The sequence below is a fragment of the Streptomyces sp. NPDC046122 genome (assembly GCF_056429965.1).
Genome location: NZ_JBWKLQ010000003.1, coordinates 1 through 3,762 on the forward strand (window position 1 = coordinate 1; position 3,762 = coordinate 3,762).

The window sequence follows — 3,762 nt, forward strand, 5'->3', positions numbered from 1 at the left end:
GTTGATAGGCCAGATGTGGAAGCCCGGTAACGGGTGGAGCTGACTGGTACTAATAGGCCGAGGGCTTGTCCTCAGTTGCTCGCGTCCACTGTGTTAGTTCTGAAGTAACGAACTGTGCCATTACCGGTTCGATATCTTCATAGTGTTTCGGTGGTCATAGCGTTAGGGAAACGCCCGGTTACATTCCGAACCCGGAAGCTAAGCCTTTCAGCGCCGATGGTACTGCAGGGGGGACCCTGTGGGAGAGTAGGACGCCGCCGAACAATCATTGTGGGAAAGCCCCGCACCTTTATGGTGCGGGGCTTTTCTGCGTTCCTGGGCCGCTCCGGACCCCCTGTGTGCCCGGCACCGGTCGCTGAGGGTAGGGTCGGGGGCGCATCATCGGCACGTTCCCACAGGAGGCCCCCGGGTGGAGGTTCAGGAGACCCGCGTTCAGACGGACCGGGTGCTCACCATCCCGAACATCCTCAGCATGGCTCGCCTCGCCGGCGTGCCACTGTTCCTGTGGCTGATTCTCCTGCCCGTCTTCGGTGGGCCCAAGAGCGACGGCTGGGCATTGCTGGTGTTGATGCTCAGCGGCATCAGCGACTATCTCGACGGAAAGCTCGCCCGCCGCTGGAATCAGATCAGCAAGCTCGGGCGACTGCTCGATCCGGCTGCCGACCGGCTGTACATCCTCTCCACGTTGCTCGGCCTCACCTGGCGCGAGATCCTGCCTCTGTGGCTCACCGCTGCCCTTCTGGCGCGCGAGCTGATGCTGCTGATGATGGTGGGCATCCTCCGCAAGCACGGTTATCCGCCGCCGCAGGTGAACTTCCTCGGGAAGGCTGCCACGTTCAACCTGATGTACGCCTTCCCGTTGCTGCTTCTCAGTGACGGAACTGGGTGGTTGCCGTCACTGGCTGCGATTTTCGGATGGGCGTTCGCCGGATGGGGTACAACTCTGTATTGGTGGGCAGGAATCCTTTACGTGGTCCAGGTCCGCCGGCTGGTCAAGGCGGAGACCGCGGCCGATTGAGCCTGTCGATTCCGGCGCTGGCTGTTCCAGCGCCGGATTGCTGCGCATGATGCCTCTCGCGTCAGTCCCGGACGGGTGAAGTCGGCTAGACCGTCGTCTCTTGGAGGAGGACTTTCCCGACATGAAGGCCGTCGTGATGGCTGGCGGCGAGGGCACACGCCTTCGCCCCATGACCTCGAGCATGCCCAAGCCGCTCCTGCCGGTCGCCAACCGGCCGATCATGGAGCATGTGCTGCGGCTGCTCAAGCGGCATGGGCTCAGTGAAACCGTCGTAACCGTGCAGTTTCTGGCCTCGCTCGTCAAGAACTATTTCGGTGACGGCGAAGAGCTGGGAATGGAGCTCACCTATGCCAATGAGGAGAAGCCACTCGGCACCGCGGGCAGCGTGAAGAACGCCGAGGAAGCGCTGAAGGACGATGCCTTCCTCGTCATCTCCGGCGATGCCCTCACCGACTTCGACCTCACTGATCTGATCAGATTCCACAAGGAGAAGGGCGCACTCGTCACGGTGTGCCTGACCCGTGTGCCGAACCCCCTGGAGTTCGGCATCACGATTGTGGACGAGGCGGGAAAGGTCGAGCGGTTCCTGGAGAAGCCCACATGGGGGCAGGTCTTCTCCGACACCGTGAACACGGGCATCTATGTCATGGAGCCCGAGGTGTTCGACTATGTGCAAGCGGACACATCCGTGGACTGGTCCGGTGACGTCTTCCCTCAGCTGATGAAGGAAGGCAAGCCGATCTACGGCTACATCGCCGAGGGCTACTGGGAGGATGTCGGCACGCACGAGAGCTACGTCAAGGCGCAGGCCGACGTGCTTGAGGGCAAGGTCGACGTCGATCTCGACGGCTTCGAGATCTCTCCGGGGGTGTGGGTCGCGGAAGGCGCCGAGGTGCATCCCGACGCCGTGCTGCGCGGGCCCCTCTACATCGGTGACTACGCCAAGGTCGAAGCCGGCGTGGAGCTGCGTGAGCACACCGTGATCGGGTCCAACGTCGTCGTGAAGAGCGGGGCGTTCCTCCACCGGGCCGTCGTGCACGACAACGTCTACATCGGCCAGCACAGTAACCTGCGCGGCTGCGTGATCGGCAAGAACACCGACATCATGCGGGCCGCGCGGATCGAGGACGGCGCCGTCATCGGGGACGAGTGCCTCGTCGGTGAGGAATCGATTGTTCAGGGCAATGTGCGGGTCTATCCGTTCAAGACCGTCGAGGCGGGTGCGTTCGTCAACACCTCGGTGATCTGGGAGTCACGGGGCCAGGCGCACCTCTTCGGCGCGCGGGGCGTCTCCGGGATCCTGAACGTCGAGATCACTCCCGAGCTGGCGGTGCGCCTCGCGGGCGCCTATGCCACCACCCTCAAGAAGGGAGCGACGGTCACCACCGCGCGTGACCACTCCCGTGGCGCGCGTGCGCTGAAGCGGGCGGTCATCTCCGCACTGCAGGCGAGCGCCATCGACGTACGCGACCTCGAGAACGTGCCGCTGCCCGTCGCACGTCAGCAGACGGCGCGAGGCAGCGCCGGCGGCATCATGATCCGTACGACTCCCGGTGTGCCGGACTCCGTCGACATCATGTTCTTCGACGAGCGCGGCGCCGACCTGTCGCAGGCGGGGCAGCGCAAGCTGGACCGGGTGTTCGCGCGCCAGGAGTACCGGCGGGCCTTCCCCGGCGAGATCGGCGACCTGCACTTCCCGGCCAGCGTCTTCGACTCGTACACCGGGTCGCTGCTGCGGAACCTGGATGTCTCGGGTATCGCGGACGCCGGGCTCAAGGTCGTCGTCGACGCGTCCAACGGAAGCGCCGGTCTCGTGCTGCCCAGCCTTCTCGGGCGGCTCGGGGTCGACGCGCTGACCATCAACCCGGGTCTTGACGAGTCCAGGCCCACGGAGACGAGCGACTCCCGGCGGTCCGGTCTCGTACGGCTCGGTGAGATCGTCGCGTCGGCGCGGGCTGCCTTCGGCGTGCGGTTCGACCCGGTGGGCGAGCGGCTGTCGCTCGTGGACGAGCGCGGACGGATCATCGAGGACGACCGGGCACTGCTGGTGATGCTCGACCTGGTGGCGGCGGAACGCCGCAGTGGCCGGGTCGCGCTGCCGGTGACCACGACCAGGATCGCCGAGCAGGTGGCGGCGTACCACGGAACGCAGGTGGAGTGGACGACCACCTCGCCGGACGACCTGACCCGGGTCGGCCGCGAGGAGTCCACCATCTTCGGTGGCGACGGGCGCGGCGGCTTCATCATTCCCGAGTTCAGCAGCGTCTTCGACGGCGCCGCGGCCTTCGTACGGCTGATCGGTCTGGTGGCCAGGACGCAGCTCACCCTGAGCCAGATCGACGCGCGGATACCGCGAGCCCATGTCCTCAAGCGGGATCTGGCTACGCCGTGGGCCGTGAAGGGACTCGTGATGCGCCGCGTGGTCGAGGCGGCCGGGGACCGGTTCGTGGACACCACCGACGGCGTGCGGGTGGTCGAGGCAGACGGCCGGTGGGTCATGGTGCTCCCCGCCCCCGCGGAGGCCGTCACCCATCTGTGGGCGGAAGGACCCGACGACGACTCGGCCCAGGCGCTCCTCGACGAGTGGTCGGCGGTCGTGGACAGCGCGGGTCGCTGACGTCGGAGCGGCGTGGGGGGGGGGGGGGGGGGGGGGGGGGGGGGGGGGCGGAGGGGGGGGGGGGGGGGGGGGGGGTGGGGGGGGTGGGGGGGGGGGGGGGGGGGTGTAGAATAATCAGTGCGGTGTA

At 66.5% G+C, this 3,762-nt stretch carries 2 protein-coding genes and 2 rRNA genes; all 4 read left to right on the forward strand.

What is annotated here, in order from left to right; genetic code table 11:
• Window positions 1–73 (forward strand): 23S ribosomal RNA (locus tag AC07FK_RS09230); the annotation flags it as partial.
• A gap of 73 nt (window positions 74–146) precedes the next feature.
• A 5S ribosomal RNA gene (rrf, locus tag AC07FK_RS09235) occupies window positions 147–263 on the forward strand.
• Window positions 264–409: 146 nt separating this feature from the next.
• The gene (gene clsA, locus AC07FK_RS09240) at window positions 410–1,018 is read left to right on the forward strand and encodes a cardiolipin synthase ClsA (protein WP_479103965.1); all 609 of its coding nucleotides are present in this window, start codon (window positions 410–412) and stop codon (window positions 1,016–1,018) included.
• A gap of 121 nt (window positions 1,019–1,139) precedes the next feature.
• Window positions 1,140–3,635 (forward strand): sugar phosphate nucleotidyltransferase, encoded by a 2,496-nt coding sequence (locus tag AC07FK_RS09245; RefSeq protein ID WP_479104936.1) that lies wholly within the window; start codon window positions 1,140–1,142, stop codon window positions 3,633–3,635.
• Window positions 3,636–3,762 lie beyond the last annotated feature (127 nt).

What these genes read in the sequence shown, in the direction of transcription:
- AC07FK_RS09245 (WP_479104936.1), top strand. Translation starts at nt 1,140, where the DNA reads ATGAAGGCCGTCGTGATGGCTGGCGGCGAGGGCACACGCCTTCGCCCC.